We start from the raw sequence: 15,284 nt of genomic DNA on the forward strand, positions 1-15,284 counted from the left end.
GTCTCCTTCATTCCGCCGTGCGTGAGCGCTGGTAGTGCCGCCGGGCCTTCATGCGGTTGCCGCAGACGGCCATCGAACACCAGCGGGCGCTGTTGGGCTTGCTGTGGTCGATCAGGAACAGCCGGCACTCCGGGTTGGCGCACGGGCGCAGCCGGCCGGGGCTCGACTTCGCCAGCGCGTCCCAGGCGAGCACGGCCCGCGCCGCCGCGGACCGGCCCGGTGGCACGTCGAGGACCCACTCGACGCCGTCGCCGAAGGCGGCCCGGTAGGCGACGCCGTCGACGAACCGCGCGGCCGTCGCGGGGGAGGCGTCGCCGCGCACGATGTCCTGCAGGGCGGACCGCGCCTCGACGAGCGCCCGGTGCTCGTCGTCGGTCGCCGGCTGCCCGTGGGCGGCGAGCCACTCCCGGCCGGCGGCGACGTCCGCGAGGTCGTCCTCGGCCCGGCCGTCACGCACCGGGGTGGTGTTCAGCAGGTCGAGCAGCAGCGTCTCGTCCGTCGTGGCCAACCTAACCTCCAAACTCATGGTTGACAGGTTACACCACGGGTGCTTGCATGGCTAACCATCAAACAAACCCAGAAAGGTTAGGCATCATGGGACTGGCCTGGCAGCAAGGACCACTGGCCACCCGGGCGGTGGGGCACTTCCTGGTCGAGCAGCCGCTGCCCGAACGGCTGCTGTTCGCCGAGCCGCTGCGGCGGCGGATGCGCGTGCGGTTCGGCGGCGAGTGGATCGCCGACAGCGAGGACGTCGTCCTCCTGCACGAACCCGGCCGCTACCCGGTGGCGTACTTCCCGCTCGCCGACGTCCGCGAAGACGTCCTGACCGCCGAAGACCGCACGACGACGCACCGCGACCTCGGCCCTACCGGCTGGTACACGGTCCGGGCGGCGGACGAGGAGACACCGCGCGCGGCGTGGCGCCACACCGGGCTGCCCGGCCACGCCGACGTCCTGCGTGACCGCGTCGCGTTCGCGTGGCGGGCGATGGACGCCTTCTTCGAGGAGGACGAGCGGATCGTCGGGCACGCGGCCGACCCCTACCACCGCGTCGACATCCGCCAGACCTCCCGGCACCTGGTCGTGCGCGAGGGCGACCGCGTCGTCGCCGAGACCCGCCGCCCGGTCGTGCTCTACGAGTCGGGTTTCGCGCCGCGCTGGTACGTGCCGCGGGAGGACATCGACCTCACGGCACTGACGCCGGTCGACGGCGAGACGTTCTGCCCGTACAAGGGCCTGGCCGGCTACTTCGACATCGGCGCGGGCAAGCGCGCGGCCTGGTCGTACCCGGAGGCGTGGCCCGAGGTCGCGCGCGTGTCCGGGTTCGTGTCGTTCGAGCCGGACGTCGTCGACGTGACCCTCGACGGCCGGAAGCTGGCGCTCGAACCGGGCCAGACCGTCACCCCGCACGGCGTCGACCGGGGCCTGGACCCCGAAGAGCTGCGTGCGTTCGCCGAGAAGGGGATCTGAAATGAGCGATCGACGGGTGCTCGTCATCGGCCGCGGCAGTGGCATCGCCCGCGCGGTGACCTCGGCGCTGCGGGCGGCCGGAGCCCGGGTCGTGGTGGCCGGGCGCGACCAGGAGGCGTTGGCGAAGGCGTACGACGACCCGGGCGTCGAGGCCGAGTTCGTCGACCTGACCGACGAGTCGTCCATCGCCGCGCTGGCCGGCCGGCTCGGCCAGGTCGACCACGTCGTCTCGACGGCGTCGGCCCGGGCCCGCGGCCTTGTCGGCGACCTGGCGCACGACGTCGTGCTGAAGTCGTTCGACGTCAAGGTGCTCGGCCCGCTGCTGCTGGCGAAACACTTCGCGCCGCGCCTGTCCGAAGATGGCTCGTTCGTGTTCTTCTCGGGGTCGTCGGCGCGGAAACCGGCGGCCGGGATGCTCGCCGTCGGCGCGACGAACGCCGCGGTGGACGCGCTGGTCCGGGGGCTGGCGGTGGAACTGGCACCGCTGCGGGTGAACGCGATCTCGCCGGGCACGGTCGACACCGGTGCCTACGACGGGCTGGGGGAGCGGAAGAAGGCCGAACTGTTCGCCACGCGCGAAGCGACGAGCCCGGTGCGGCGGGTCGGGCGTCCGGAGGAGATCGCCGAGGCCGTGGTGTTCGCGCTGAACAGCACGTTCCTGACCGGGGTCTCACTGGCCGTCGACGGGGGTGAGCCCCTTGTCTGAGTTCCGCGTCGAGGTCCTCACCCTGCCGGTCGCGGACGTCGACCGCGCGGTCGAGTTCTACACGGCGAAAGTGGGCTTCGCCCTGGACGTCGACTACCGGCCGCACGCCGGTTTCCGCGTGGTCCAGGTGACCCCGCCCGGTTCGGCGGCATCCATCCAGTTCGGCGTCGGCCTGACCGGCGCGGCCCCGGGCACGGCGCGGGACCACTACCTGGTGGTGCCCGACATCGAGGCGGCGCGCGAAGAACTCGCCGCCCGCGGGGTGCCGGCCGGGCCGCTGCGGCACAAGAAATCCGCGGACTGGCAGGGCGATTTCGCGCCGGGCCCCGACCCGGAACGCCGCGCCTACGCGAGCTTCTTCGACTTCGCCGACCCGGACGGCAACACGTGGATCATCCAGGAGCGCGCCGAAGGGTGACCCGTCGTATGCTCGGCGCGTGCCGCCGCTGGTCGTGACCCTCGCCGTCGACGAAACCGCCCGAGCGGCGTGGAACGCGCTGCGGCGCCGGTGGTTCCCGCCGGAGCGGCTGGTCGTCGACGCCCACCTCACCCTGTTCCACGCGCTCCCGGGCGAGCACCTGGCGGCGGTGCTCGCCGACGGCGCCGAGGTCGCCGGCGACCTCGAGCCCTTCGAGCTGACGGTCACCGGCGCGCGGTCGCTCGGGCGAGGGGTCGCGCTCGACGTCACCGCCGAACCCTTGCTGCGCCTGCACGCCGGACTGCGGGCGCGGTGGAAGGACTGGCTCACCCGGCAGGACGCGCAGCGGTTCGCCCCGCACGTGACCGTGCAGAACAAGGTGCACCCGGACGTCGCCGCCGCGACGCTCGAAGCGGTGCGCCGCGACCCCGGTCCCCGCACCGCGACCGCGACCGGGCTCGACGTCTGGCGCTACCTCGGCGGCCCCTGGGAGCACCTCGCCGGTGTGCCGCTCGCCGGACGCCGCTGACCATCCACTCCGGACTGTGGGACGGCCCGGTCCCAGCGCGCGGACTCCCGTTGACACCCCCGCGGCTCGCCGGTGTACTCGGGATCATGACCGCGCACCGAAGGGAAAGCCGTTGACGACCAAGGAAAAGACCGGCTGGATCGCGACCGCGAAGGACGTCGCCGCGAAGCTCGCCGTCGACGCCGTCGAGCGCGACCGCCGCAACGCCACCCCGTTCGAAGAGGTCCGGCTGCTCAAGGAGGCCGGCCTGGTCACCCTGCTGGGCCCGCCCGAGCACGGCGGGGGCGGGCAGACCTGGGACACCGCCTACCGGGTGACCCGCGAGATCGCCCGCGCGGACGGCTCGATCGGCCAGCTGCTCGGCTACCACTACCTCTGGGCCTGGGCCGCGCGGCTGGTCGGCACCGACGACCAGATCGCGGCGGTCGAAGAGTTGTACACGAGCAACAACTTCTTCTTCGGCGGCGCGGTCAACCCCCGCGACTCCGACCTGACCATCACCGAGGACGGCGACGAACTCGTCTACAATGGACACAAGTCGTTCTCCACGGGCAGCCGGGTTTCCGACCTGACCGTGCTCGAAGGCGTCCTGGCCGGGACCGGGGACCACGTCTTCGCCATCGTCCCGTCCGCCCAGGAGGGCATCGTCTTCCACGACGACTGGGACAACATCGGCCAGCGCCTCACCGAATCCGGCAGCGTGACGATCACCGGCGTCCGCGTCCCGTGGGCGAGCGCCGCCGGGTACGTCGACCGCGAGTTCCGGCCGCTCACCTACAACACGCTCAACGTGCCGGCGATCCAGCTGGTCTTCACCAACTTCTACCTCGGCATCGCCCAGGGCGCCCTCGACGCGGGCCTGGCGTACACCCGCGAGCGCACCCGCCCGTGGCCCTACGGCGGCGACGACAAGGACGCCGCCGCGGACGAGTGGTACATCCTCGACGGCTACGGCGACCTCCAGGCCAAGCTGTGGGCCGCGGAAGCGCTCACGGACAAGGCGGGCGCGGCGATCTCGGCGGTGCTGCACGCCCCGCGCGAGGACCTGACCCCCGAGGCCCGCGGCGAGCTGGCGGTCCTGGTCGCGGCGGCCAAGCAGCGCGTGATCGAGACCGGGCTGGAGATCGGGACCAAGATCTTCGAGCTGACGGGCGCCCGGGCGAGCGCGTCGAAGCACGGGCTGGACCGGTTCTGGCGGAACCTGCGCACGCACTCGCTGCACGACCCGGTGGCGTACAAGCGCCGCGAGGTCGGCGTCTACGCGCTGCGCGGCGAGCTGCCGGAGCCCACCTGGTACACGTGAGCCGCCGAAAGCGACCACATCGTGACCGAAAACCGGGATGAACCGGACGGAAGGGTACGGGGGCGCGTTACTTGCCGTCCACCTGGTGAGACGGTTGAACGATCACCGGCACACCTCCTTAAAGTCCCCGATCGTCACCCGATCGGCTGAACTTTGAAGGTGTTGTGTCCGCCCCCTCCCTCCCGCCGCTCGCGGCGCGTTCCCTGCCCGCCGCGGTGTGGCGTGCCGTCCGGTCCGGGCGGTGGACGTCCGGCTGCGCGCTGCTCGTCGTCCTGATCGTGCTGCTCGCCGCCGGGGCCGACCTGTTCGCGCTGGCCGAGGGGCAGAGCCTCACCCCGGACATCACCACGCTCGGCCCGACCGGGCTGCCGGCGGGCGCGCTCGGCGGGGTGAGCGGCGCGCACTGGTTCGGCGTCGAGCCCCTCACCGGCGTCGACCTCTTCGCGCTCGTCGCCCACGGCGCGCGGACGTCGCTGCTCGTCGGGCTCGGCGCCACCGCGCTGGGCACCGCGCTCGGCGTCCTCATCGGGGTCAGCGCCGGCTACCTCGGCGGCTGGTGGGACCGGCTGGTCACCTGGACCGCCGACGTCATCCTGGGCTTCCCGTACCTGATCTTCATGATCGCGCTCGGCGCCGTCCTGCCGGTCGACTTCCCGCGCCAGGTCACGCTGATCGTCGTGCTGGGGCTGTTCGGCTGGCCGCGGGTGGCCCGGATCGTCCGGGCGCAGACGCTGACGCTGGCCAAGCGCGACTTCGTCGCCGCGGCGCGGGTGATCGGCGGCGGTCCGTGGCACGTCTTCACCAAGGAGCTCCTGCCGAACCTGTGGGCGCCGGTCATCGTCGTGGCGAGCCTCGCCATCCCGTCGATGATCGGGAGCGAGGCCGCGCTGTCGTTCCTGGGCGTCGGCGTGCTGCCGCCGACCCCGAGCTGGGGCCGCACCATCAGCACGGCGATCGACTTCTTCGAGACCGACCCGATGTACCTCGTCTTCCCCGGGCTCCTGCTGTTCCTCGTCACCCTCGCCTTCAACGTCGTCGGCGACGCGATCCGCGACACGCTCGACCCGCGGTCGGGCGGTGCGGCGTGATGCGCACCGCCCGCTTCGTGGCCACCCGGTTCGCCGGGATGCTGCTCGTGCTCCTGGTCGTCGCCTTCGTGACGTTCGTGGTGTTCTACGTCCTGCCCGCCGACCCCGCGCGGATGGCCTGCGGCCGCCCGTGCACGCCCGAAGGACTCCGGCTCGCGCGCGAGTTCATGGGCTACGACGTCCCCTGGTACCGCCAGTTCTCCGACTTCCTCGGCGGGATCCTCGGCGGCCGGACGTTCGGCACCGGCGCCGCGGCGATCCACTGCACGGCGCCGTGCTTCGGCTGGGACTTCCAGAACAACGTCGACGTGCTCAGCGAGATCGGCGACCGGATCGAGGTCAGCTTCTCGGTCGCGCTGGGCGCGGCGGCGATCTGGATCGTCCTCGGGGTCGGCCTCGGCGTGCTTTCCGCGCTGCGCCGCGGGACCGCGGCCGACCGGATCACCATGGCCGCCGCGATGGCCGGCGTGTCCATGCCCGCCTACCTGGCCGGGATGATCGGCATCACGATCTTCGCCTTCGCGCTCGACGTCGTCCCGAAGAACGGGTACGTGCCGCTGACCGAAGACCCCGCGCAGTGGGCGTGGCACCTGGTGCTGCCGTGGTTCGTGCTGGCGTTCCTGCACGCGGCGATCTACGCGCGGCTCACCCGCGGCCAGATGCTGGAAACCCTCGGCGAGGACTACATCCGCACCGCGCGGGCGAAGGGCCTCACCGAGCGCAAGGTCGTCGGCCGGCACGCCCTGCGCAACGTCCTGCTGCCGGTGGTCACGGTGTTCGGCGTCGACCTCGGCGGGCTGCTCGCCGGGACGGTGATCACCGAGCGGATCTTCGGCATGGCCGGCGTCGGGCGGCTGCTCGTCGACGCCATCGCCTCGCTCAACCTGCCGGTGCTGCTGGGCGTGACGCTGTTCTCGGCCCTGCTGGTCACGGTCCTGAACTTCCTGGTCGATCTCTGCTACGGCGCGCTCGATCCGCGGGCTCGCCTCGTCTGAAGGGGAAACGATGAAACGGGGACACTGGCTCTCGCTCGCCGCGGGGGTGACGGCGGCCGTCACGCTGCTGACGGCGTGCGGCGCCAACGACACACCGGCCGGGCCGGGCGGCACCGTCAAGCCGGGCGGGACGCTGGTGCTGCTCAACGACGCGCCGTCGATCACCTGGGACCCGGCGAAGAGCTCGAACCTCGTCGTCACCACGCTCGGCCTGATCCACCGGCGGCTGACGTCGTGGGACGTCGCGCCGGGCAAGGACACCACGATCGTGCCCGACCTGGCCACCGACACCGGGCGGCCGAGCGACGGCGGCAAGACGTGGACGTTCACGCTCAAGGACGGCCTGAAGTACGCCGACGGGACGCCGATCAAGAGCGAGGACGTCAAGTGGGGCCTCGAGCGTTCGTTCGCGGCCGCGTTCTCCGGCGGCCTGGCCTACCACAAGGACCTGCTTTCGCCGGGACTGGCCTACAAAGGCCCGTTCGACGGTGGCAAGGAGCTCGACACCATCCAGACGCCGGACGCGAAGACCATCGTCTTCCACCTCGCCCGCGCGTACGGCGACTTCAACTGGGTCGCCAGCACGCCGGCGTTCTCGCCGGTGCCGAAGGGCAAGGGCGCCGAGGCCAACTACGGTGACCACCCGGTCGCGTCCGGCCCGTACCAGCTGCAGAGCTACGAGCGTGGCAAGTCGGCGAAGCTGACGCGCAACCCGAACTGGAGCCGGGACGAGGACAAGACGCGGCTGGCCAACCCGGACACCATCGACTTCGAGCTCGGCCAGGACACCGGGGTCATCTCCAAGCGGCTGGTCGACGACACGGGCAAGGACCGCGCCGCCTTCGGCATGTCGTTCGCCTCACCCGCCCAGCTGGCCCAGATCCAGGGCAACGCCTCGGCGAAGTCGCGGCTGGTGACGTCGGAATCCGGGGCGTTGGCCTACCTTTCGCTGAACACCCAGCGCGGCACCCTCACCAACCCCAAGGTGCGCCAGGCCTTCCAGTACGCCGTCGACAAGGCCGCCTACCAGGTCGCCAGCTCCGGCAGCGCGCAGCTGGCCGGCGACGTCGCCACCACGCTCATCACGCCGGGCCTGCAGGGCCGCGAGCAGTACGACCTGTACCCGGCGCCGCCCTCCGGTGACGTCGCGAAGGCCAAGCAGCTGCTCGCCGAAGCGGGCTTCCCGAACGGGCTCGACGGCCTGGTCCTGGCCACCCACAACGAGCGGGGCTTCCCGGAGAAGGCCGCGGCGATCCAGGCTTCGCTGGCGCGGGCGGGCATCAAGGTCTCCATCAAGCCGCTCGACGAGGACACCTACACGTCCGAAGTGGACACCAAGGGCCTGTCCGACTTCGACCTGACGCTCACTTCGTGGCAGCCGGACATCCCGTCGGCCAACGCGAACATCCAGCCGCTGTTCCAGTCCACCGAGATCGGCAACGGCGGGTACAACGAGTCGCGGTACAGCAACCCCGAGGTCGACAAGCTCATCGCCGAAGCACAGGCCACCGTGGACCCGGCGGAAGCGGGCAAGAAGTGGGCGGCGCTAGACAAGAAGATCCTCGCCGACTCGCCGGTCGTGCCGCTGATCTACACGCGCAACTCGTTCCTGCACGGCTCGCAGGTCGGCGGCGTCGAGATCGGGCGGTTCCCGGCCTACGTCGACTACCGCAAGTTCGGGATCGTCCAGTGACCGGAGCCGGGCTCCTGCGGCTGCACGACGTCGCGGTCTCGTTCGGGGACGTCGAAGCCGTCCGCGGGGTCGGCTACGAGGTCCGCGCGGGCGAAGTCGTCGCGGTGGTCGGGGAGTCCGGCTCCGGCAAGACGGTCACCGCGATGTCCCTGCTCGGCCTGCTCCCGCCCACGGCGAAGGTGTCCGGGCGCGCGGAGCTGGCCGGGCGGAACCTCTACGCGCTGGCCCCGGCCGAGCTGCGGGAAGTTCGCGGCGGCGAAGTCGGCATGGTGTTCCAGGAGCCGATGAGCGCGCTGAACCCGGTGTTCACCATCGGCGACCAGCTCGTCGAGGCGATCCGCGCGCACCAGCCGCTCACCGCGGCCGCCGCCCGGGACCGGGCGATCGAGCTGCTCGGCCTGGTCGGGCTGCCGGAGCCGCGTGAGCGGTTCCGGTCCTACCCGCACGAGCTGTCCGGCGGGCAGCTGCAGCGCGTCGTCATCGCCATGGCGGTGGCGAACGAGCCGAAGCTGCTGGTCGCGGACGAGCCGACCACCGCGCTGGACGTCACGGTGCAGGCCGAGATCCTCGAACTGCTGCGCGACCTGCGGTCCCGGCTGGACACGGCGATCCTGCTGATCACCCACGACATGGGCGTGGTCGCCGACCTGGCCGACCGGGTGGTCGTGATGCAGGACGGCCTGGTCGTGGAACAGGGTGACGTCCGCACGATCTTCGCCACCCCGGCCGAGGCGTACACCCGGCAGCTGCTCGGCTCGGTCATCTCGCTTGGCGGGGCCGCCACGGCCGGCCTCGAACGCGCACTGGCCGACGACGTCTCGGTCGGGCCGGCGCACGTCGCCGCGGCCGAGCACCCGGCGTCGGCATCCGTCCCGGACGTGCCCGCCGAGGCCCCGCTGCTGCGGGTGGAAGACCTCTCGGTGACCTACCGCGGCCGGTTCCGCGCGCTGGCGGTCCGGGCCGCCGAGGGCGTGAACCTGCACGTCGAGCCGGGGGAGGTGCTCGGCCTGGTCGGGGAGTCCGGCTCGGGCAAGAGCACGGTCGCGCGGGCCGTCACCGGCCTGCTCGCGCCGTCCGCCGGCACCGTCCGCATCGGCGACACCGACCTCACGCGGGTCCGCGGCCGGGCGGCGAAGGCGTTGCGGCGGCGGATCGGCATGGTGTTCCAGGACCCGCTGTCCTCGCTCAACCCGCGCACGACGGTGGGGGAGAGCGTCGCGACGCCGCTGCGGCTGCACCGCGCGGTCCGGTCGTCCGAAGTGGACGGACGGGTCGCGGAGCTGCTGTCGGCGGTCCAGCTGTCGCCGTCGCTGGCCGCCCGCTACCCGCACGAGCTTTCCGGCGGCCAGCGGCAACGGGCCTGCATCGGGCGGGCCCTGGCCCTGCGCCCGGACCTGCTGGTCGCGGACGAGCCGACGAGCGCGCTCGACGTCACGATCCAGGCCCGGATCCTCGACCTCCTGCGCGACCTGCGGTCCGAGTTCGGCTTCGCCTGCCTGTTCATCAGCCACGACCTCGCGGTGATCGAACAGCTCGCCGACCGCGTCGCGGTGATGCACCGCGGCCACGTCGTCGAGCAGGGCCCGGCCAAGGAGGTCCTGACCGCCCCGGCGCACGCGTACACGCAACGCCTCCTGTCGGCGGCACCGGTCGCCGACCCGGACGCGCAACGCCGTCGCCGCGAGGCTTGGCGTCAGCTGCGCTGAGCAGCGGCCACGGCGAGCCCGGCGAGGTGGCGCAGCGAGTTCTCGAGGTGCCCGGGACCGAACGGCGGGAACCGGATGCCCCGGTCGCGGATGTGCTGGGGCACGGCCGACCAGTCGTAGGACAGCGTGACCTCGGCGGCCTCCGCACCGAGCGGCGCCAGGTCGTACCGCCAGACCCACCCGCCGAACTCGAGCTCGCCGTCCCCCTTCCGGTGCCCGGTCACCCACCCGATGGCCCGCGGCGCCTCGAACACCTCGACGCGGTTGACCACCTGGTACTCCCCGACCGGCCGGCTGCCGTGGAACATGTCCATCCGGAACAGCTGCCCGACCGCGCTCAGCGGCGCCGGATCGACGGATTCCCGCACCCAGCCGGTCCCATCGATGGCGGCGTGCGCCGTCGGGTCCGCCAGCACGGCGAACACCCGCTCGGCGGGCACGGGGAAGGTCAGGGTCGCGTGCACGTTCTCGTGGTCCGGCATGGCGGGTCCTTTCTCGGGGGCTCTCACCTGGACCACGAACGGGCGGGCCGCCGTTCGACACCGGCGCGGCGAAAACCTGCCGGAAGTCGCGATACTGGATCGATGAGTGACCGTGCCGCCGGGCCGTCCGAGGGTGGGCCGGCCAACCACGTGGCCGGCGGCGTGTCCGGGAACCTGGTCCAAGTCCGCGACATCCACGGTGACGTGCACTTTCACCCGCCGTCCCGCCCGGTGGCGTCGCTGCCGTACCGGGCGGGGGTGGCACCGCAGCAGGCGGCGGCCTTCCAGGATCGGGTGGGGACGACGCGCCGGCTGGTGGCGGCGTTGGACACCGCGGTGCCGACCGGTCGGCCGCGGGTGCACACCGGCGTGGTGTCCGGGCTGGGCGGGGTCGGCAAGACACAGGTCGCACTGGACTACGCCCAGCGGCTCTGGGGCGACGGCGAGGTCGACGTGTGGGTGTGGGTGACGGCGGGGTCGCGGGAGGCGATCGTGTCCAGCTACGCCCGGGTGGCCGCCGAGCTGACCGGCCTCGAGGACACCGACCCCGAGCAGGGCGCGCGGCGCTTGCTGGAATGGCTGGCCGCCGGTTCGGCGCGGTGGCTGATCGTGCTCGACGACGTGCAGAACCCGGCCGACCTGCGAGGCCTGTGGCCCCCGGCCACCCCGGGCGGGCGGGCAGTGGTGACCACCCGCCGCCGGGACGCCGCGTTGCGCGGGCCCGGCCGCCGGCTGGTCGAGGTCGACGTGTTCACCCCGGACGAGGCCGAGGCGTACCTGCGGGCCGCGCTGGCCGACCAGCCCCACCTGGCCGAGGGGACGGTCGAATTGGCGGCGCGGCTGGGGCACCTGCCGCTCGCGCTGGCGCAGGCCGCCGCGTACCTGCTGGACCGCGGCCTGACGTGCGGCGACTACCTCGCGCGGTGGACCAGCCGCCGGCGCACCCTCGCGTCACTGCTGCCCGAAGACGACGGGCTGCCGGACGAGCACCGCGCGACCGTGGCCACGACGTGGTCGTTGTCCGTGGAGCAAGCCGACCGGCTGGAACCACCGGGGATCGCGGGCGCCCTGCTCGAGGTGGCCGGCGTGCTGGACCCCAACGGCATCCCGGCCACGCTGTTCACCGCCCCCGCGATCACCGAACTGCTCACCGGCCGCACGGGACGGGACGTCGACGCCGAGCAGGCCCGCGACGGGCTGGGGTGCCTGCACCGGCTGAACCTGATCACCCTGGACCCGCGTTCGGACACCCGGACGGTGCGGGTCCACGCGTTGGTGCAGCGCGCCAACACCGAGGCGTTGACCGAGGCCGCGGGCGAACACCTGTGGGAACCCGGCGCGCACGCCGTACTGCTGCGGGCCGGGTCCAGCCTCGGCGGCAGAGGGCTGGTCACCGAGGCCAAGATCTACCACCTCCGGCTTCAGTTCACCGCGGAACAGCAGCTGGGTCCGGACCACCCCGATACCTTGACCGTCCGCGGCCACGTCGCCCGGTGGCGGGGCGAGGCGGGTGATCCCGCCGGTGCGGCGGCCGCGTCCGGGAAATTGCTCGCCGACATGACGCGGGTGCTGGACCCGGACCACCCCGATGTCTTGACCGCCCGCGGCAACCTCGCGTTCTGGCGGGGGCACGCGGGTGATCCGGCCGGCGCGGTGGCCGCGTTCGAGGAGCTGCTCGCGGACCGGGTGCGGTTGCTGGGTCCGGACCACCCCCACACCTTGGCCGCTCGCGGTAACCTCGCCTACTGGCGGGGGCGAGCGGGTGATCCGGCCGGTGCGGCGGCCGCGTCCGAGGAGTTGCTCGCCGACATGGTGCGGCTCCTGGGCCCGGACCACGCCCACACCTTGATCACCCGCGGCAACCTCGCTCGCTGGCGGGGTGAGGCGGGCGATCCGGCCGGTGCCGCGGCCGCGTTCGAGGGGGTGCTCGCCGACGCGCTGCTGGTGTGGGGCCCGGACCACCCGCACACCTTCGCCACCCGCAACAACCTCGCCTGCTGGCGGGGGGAGGCCGGTGATCCGGCCGGTGCGGTGGCCGCGTTCGAGGAGCTGCTCGCCGACAGCGTGCAGGTGCTGGGCCCGGACCACCCCGACACCTTGACCGCCCGCGGTCACCTCGCTCGCTGGCGGGGCGAGGCGGGTGATCCGGCCGGTGCGGTGGCCGCGTTCGAGGAGCTGCTCCCGGACCGCGTGCGGGTGCTGGGCCCGGACCACCCCGACACGGCGGCCGCCCGCGAGAACCTCGCCCAGTGGCGGAACCCACCCGCCTGAGCGAACTGCGGTTGCACGGCGACCTGCTCGGCGTACACCTCATCCCGTTCGGCGCCGGCCAGCAGGCGGCCGACCACCGGGAACCGCTCGTCGAGGTCGATCAGAGCTTTGGCGATCGGCGGCGTCCGCGGCACCTGGGGACAGTTTCGGAGTGCGGTGCGGGCATCGTGAGCGAGAATGACGGGTATGGGGTACTTCCTGCAGGCGGTCGTTTCGACCGAGCCTGTGCTCCGGACGGTGGCGGGCTCGGTGGAGGGTGCGTGCGTCGTCCCGCTCGGCCAGCACTTGTCGTTGCTGCCGATGACCGACGAATTGTTCGACGCGGTCACCGCCGCCGGAGGGGGCGAACTCGCCGGGTTCTGGAAAGTACCCGCCGGATTCGCAGACACATTGGCCACTTGCTCGGCGGGCGGTCCCATCGCCTACGTCGAGGCTGACTACTTCGGCGGGAGCGGAACCCAGTCCGCGCAGGTGTGGGCCGGCGGTGAAACGGTGCTCGGCCCCCTGCATTCGGCTTCGGAAGAGCCGGCACCGGCCGACGGCAGCCCCATCTCCCAGGCGTTCCGGCGACTCGGCGCGGTCAAGGGCGAGCACTTCGACGAGTTCGACGCCATCGGCCTCGGCCGCCACCGCGACACGGACGACTGGCTTCCGTCCCCGAGCTGACTCGAGGAATTGCGCCCGCGGCGAGGACCGCTCCGGATGACGGCTCCCGAACCACGGCGCCGCTTCGAGCCCGGCTGGGCTCGACGCTGGAGTCGGTGACCGAAGAGTGGCATTGGTACCAAGGCCGACGGAACGCGCTGGTGATGTTCTGGTTGCACTTCGACCGCTTCCCGGTTCTTGCGCTGCGCGGTACGGGCGATCTGCTCCACCTAGGGAATCGGCACCGCGTGGCTCGTACGACATGGGCGAGCACGGCGAAGGCAAGGTCGGTCCCGCCGAGGCGTCAAGCCTTCTTCAGCGGTATGTCGGCTCTCGTCTTCGCGATGCCACCCTGCTCTGGGGATTTCCACGGAACCGGCACCGCATTACCGCATCGAGACAGTGACCATCACGGGCTCTTGATTACAGTCCCTGCGGCGCCTGGAATGCCTGGATCACGTGCGCCGCGAAGCGCTGAGCCGCCGCGGCCTGCGCCGCCGGGGAATCCGCCTCGATGCCGCTGCCGGCCATGATCATCAGGGTCAGGTCGGTCACCTCGACGTCGGGGCGCAGGTGGCCCGTGGCCTTGGCGCGGCGGATCAGCTCGGCCGCCGCGGCCAACGACGAACTGCGCATTGCCGCGAAGTCCAGCGCCTGCGGGTAGGCCGACTTGACCGCCGCGATGAACCCGTGGTCTCGCACCTGAAGCGAGCACAGCTTCTCGACCACGGAACAAAAGCCGCGCCAAGGGTCAGGGTCCGCAAGGCCCTCGCCCAAGATGGAACGCCAAGCACGCGCCTGATCGGCGAACGCCTCGGTGACCAGTGCGGCCTTCGTCGGAAAGTGCCGGTACACCGTCGCCGGCCCGACCTCCGCGCGGCGGGCGATCTCGCGGACCGGGACGTCAAGACCGTCCGCACCGAACGCCGTCCGGGCCGCGGAAAGGATGCGGGCGCGGTTGTCCCGGACGTCGGTGCGAGGCAAGCGGGCGGTCATCCCTCTCACTTTAGGTGACCCGACCCCGAAGCCCGTTAACGTCCGACCGCGGAAGACCTCCGGAAAGCGGGGCAGGACCATGACATCCACCAGGCACGACGGCGACACCTGGGACCCCACCTCCAGCGTCGGCGCGACCGCCACCCTGGCCGCCGTCGCGAGGGCGATCGCGAGCCGTGAAGGGCCCGTCGACGACCCCTTCGCCGAGCCGCTCGTCAAGGCGGTCGGGATCGATCTCCTCACCCGGCTGGCGACCGGCGAAATGGCACCCGGCGACCTCGTCGGCCGGAGCGCCATCGACGGAGCCAAGGTGCGGACCAAGTTCTACGACGACTTCTTCCGCAACGCCGCGAACGCCGGCATCAGGCAGATCGTGATCCTCGCTTCGGGACTGGATTCCCGCGCCTACCGGCTGCCCTGGCCGTCCGGGACCGTGGTGTACGAGGTCGACCAGCCGCAGGTCGCCGAGTTCAAAACGCGCACCTTGGCGGCGTACGTCCCCACAGCCGAGCGCCGGGTGGCCGCGGTGGATCTGCGGGACGACTGGGCCGCCGCGCTGCGGGAAACCGGGTTCGACCCGGGGCAACCTACGGCGTGGAGCGCCGAAGGACTCCTCGGCTACCTCCCGCCGGAAGCACAGGATCGCCTGCTCGACACCGTCACCGAACTCAGCGCGGACGGGAGCCGGGTCGCCACCGAGAGCAGGCCGAACCCGCGGCCGGGCGACGACGAAACCACCAAGAAGAGCCTCGACCGCATTTCCGAACGCTGGCGCGCGCACGGCTTCGACCTCGACCACGCGCGGCTGCGCTACTTCGGTGAGCGCAACGAAGCCGCCCCCTACCTGACCGGCCTCGGCTGGGAAATACACGGCACCAGCGTCCGGGAGCTGTTCGCCGCCTGCGGGCTGCCGCTCGCGGACGACGACCTGCGCATGGGCGGTGTCCACTACGTCAGCGGGACCCGGTAGCGGGCCGCGGGG

The 15,284-nt window shown here is 72.2% G+C and carries 15 protein-coding genes; 12 read left to right on the forward strand and 3 right to left on the reverse strand.

Going from position 1 to position 15,284, the window contains the following annotated elements:
* Positions 1–7: 7 nt before the first annotated feature.
* Entirely contained in the window at positions 8–526 is a 519-nt protein-coding gene (locus ACLJQM_RS39900) for a CGNR zinc finger domain-containing protein (RefSeq protein WP_410635507.1), read from the reverse strand.
* Positions 527–594: 68 nt separating this feature from the next.
* Between ACLJQM_RS39900 and ACLJQM_RS39905 the strand changes: the two genes are divergently transcribed.
* From ACLJQM_RS39905 to ACLJQM_RS39945, 9 genes are all read left to right on the forward strand, one after another.
* Positions 595–1,470 carry a DUF427 domain-containing protein gene (locus ACLJQM_RS39905; protein WP_410635509.1) on the forward strand — a complete coding sequence of 292 codons (876 nt, stop codon included), beginning with the start codon at positions 595–597 and terminating at the stop codon, positions 1,468–1,470.
* Position 1,471: 1 nt separating this feature from the next.
* On the forward strand, positions 1,472–2,176 hold the full coding sequence (locus ACLJQM_RS39910) for an SDR family oxidoreductase (protein ID WP_410635511.1): 705 nt from the start codon (positions 1,472–1,474) through the stop codon (positions 2,174–2,176).
* On the forward strand, positions 2,169–2,594 hold the full coding sequence (locus ACLJQM_RS39915) for a VOC family protein (protein WP_410635512.1): 426 nt from the start codon (positions 2,169–2,171) through the stop codon (positions 2,592–2,594). The genes ACLJQM_RS39910 and ACLJQM_RS39915 overlap by 8 nt, the downstream gene beginning before the upstream one ends.
* A gap of 19 nt (positions 2,595–2,613) precedes the next feature.
* Entirely contained in the window at positions 2,614–3,123 is a 510-nt protein-coding gene (locus ACLJQM_RS39920) for a 2'-5' RNA ligase family protein (protein WP_410635513.1), read from the forward strand.
* 112 nt (positions 3,124–3,235) lie between these two features.
* The gene (locus ACLJQM_RS39925) at positions 3,236–4,426 is read left to right on the forward strand and encodes an acyl-CoA dehydrogenase family protein (protein WP_410635514.1); all 1,191 of its coding nucleotides are present in this window, start codon (positions 3,236–3,238) and stop codon (positions 4,424–4,426) included.
* A gap of 164 nt (positions 4,427–4,590) precedes the next feature.
* Positions 4,591–5,514 carry an ABC transporter permease gene (locus ACLJQM_RS39930; protein WP_360782122.1) on the forward strand — a complete coding sequence of 308 codons (924 nt, stop codon included), beginning with the start codon at positions 4,591–4,593 and terminating at the stop codon, positions 5,512–5,514.
* Positions 5,514–6,509: an ABC transporter permease gene (locus tag ACLJQM_RS39935; protein WP_360782124.1), complete on the forward strand. Its 996-nt coding sequence runs from the start codon at positions 5,514–5,516 to the stop codon at positions 6,507–6,509. Before ACLJQM_RS39930 ends, ACLJQM_RS39935 begins: the two co-directional genes overlap by 1 nt.
* Before the next feature lie 10 nt (positions 6,510–6,519).
* Complete coding sequence (locus ACLJQM_RS39940; protein WP_247022872.1) at positions 6,520–8,202, forward strand: ABC transporter substrate-binding protein; 1,683 nt, start codon at positions 6,520–6,522, stop codon at positions 8,200–8,202.
* A complete protein-coding gene (locus ACLJQM_RS39945) occupies positions 8,199–9,908 on the forward strand; it encodes an ABC transporter ATP-binding protein (RefSeq protein ID WP_410635516.1) in 1,710 nt (569 codons plus the stop codon). The genes ACLJQM_RS39940 and ACLJQM_RS39945 overlap by 4 nt, the downstream gene beginning before the upstream one ends.
* Here ACLJQM_RS39945 and ACLJQM_RS39950 read toward each other — a convergent pair.
* Complete coding sequence (locus tag ACLJQM_RS39950; RefSeq protein WP_360782129.1) at positions 9,896–10,390, reverse strand: polyketide cyclase; 495 nt, start codon at positions 10,388–10,390, stop codon at positions 9,896–9,898. The two genes, ACLJQM_RS39945 and ACLJQM_RS39950, sit on opposite strands and share 13 nt — an antisense overlap.
* Positions 10,391–10,492: 102 nt before the next feature.
* Between ACLJQM_RS39950 and ACLJQM_RS39955 the strand changes: the two genes are divergently transcribed.
* Both ACLJQM_RS39955 and ACLJQM_RS39960 read left to right on the forward strand, forming a co-directional pair.
* Positions 10,493–12,661 (forward strand): tetratricopeptide repeat protein, encoded by a 2,169-nt coding sequence (locus ACLJQM_RS39955; protein ID WP_410635517.1) that lies wholly within the window; start codon positions 10,493–10,495, stop codon positions 12,659–12,661.
* Between the two features lie 186 nt (positions 12,662–12,847).
* Positions 12,848–13,327, forward strand: a complete 480-nt coding sequence (locus tag ACLJQM_RS39960; RefSeq protein ID WP_410635519.1) for a hypothetical protein — start codon at positions 12,848–12,850, stop codon at positions 13,325–13,327.
* Positions 13,328–13,729: 402 nt separating this feature from the next.
* Here the strand turns inward: ACLJQM_RS39960 and ACLJQM_RS39965 are convergent, their stop codons facing one another.
* Positions 13,730–14,383 (reverse strand): TetR/AcrR family transcriptional regulator, encoded by a 654-nt coding sequence (locus ACLJQM_RS39965; protein ID WP_410635520.1) that lies wholly within the window; start codon positions 14,381–14,383, stop codon positions 13,730–13,732.
* Between ACLJQM_RS39965 and ACLJQM_RS39970 the strand changes: the two genes are divergently transcribed.
* Positions 14,382–15,272, forward strand: coding sequence for an SAM-dependent methyltransferase (locus ACLJQM_RS39970; RefSeq protein ID WP_410635521.1), 891 nt, complete (start codon positions 14,382–14,384; stop codon positions 15,270–15,272). The genes ACLJQM_RS39965 and ACLJQM_RS39970 overlap by 2 nt on opposite strands.
* Positions 15,273–15,284 lie beyond the last annotated feature (12 nt).

Source organism: Amycolatopsis sp. cmx-4-83, from assembly GCF_046548815.1.
GTDB lineage: Bacteria > Actinomycetota > Actinomycetes > Mycobacteriales > Pseudonocardiaceae > Amycolatopsis > Amycolatopsis pretoriensis_A.